The organism is Pseudoponticoccus marisrubri (assembly GCF_001482405.1).
Classification (GTDB): domain Bacteria; phylum Pseudomonadota; class Alphaproteobacteria; order Rhodobacterales; family Rhodobacteraceae; genus Pseudoponticoccus; species Pseudoponticoccus marisrubri.
Genome location: NZ_LPXO01000088.1, coordinates 1 through 276, shown reverse-complemented (window position 1 = coordinate 276; position 276 = coordinate 1). Strand labels below are relative to the sequence as shown.

The window sequence follows — 276 nt, the reverse complement described above, 5'->3', positions numbered from 1 at the left end:
CGTTTCAACAGGTTGGCTGAGACGTTGACCCGGCTCTCGACCGGCCGGCTATAGCGAAAGCCTTTGCCGTTCCTCGCTCGGATATGCTCTCTATGCATGATTCCAGCGATATAGTTGGTTGAACAGGGTATCCCTGCCTCAATCAGCTCCTGCGTGATCCTAGGAGCACCATAACGTGCCTTAAAGGCTTTGAAGGTGTCCCTCACTTTATCGGCAATACGCTTCTTGCGAATAGACCGCGGGCTCTCCGCTCTGCCCAACCACCGGTAATAGCCT

At 54.3% G+C, this 276-nt stretch carries 1 protein-coding gene; it reads right to left on the bottom strand.

All coding sequences use genetic code 11. The features are described 5' to 3' along the window. Window positions 1-206, bottom strand: a 206-nt coding sequence (locus AVJ23_RS22670) for an IS3 family transposase (protein WP_169795964.1), incomplete at its 3' end; no start/stop codon positions are given. Between the last annotated feature and the right edge of the window lie 70 nt (window positions 207-276).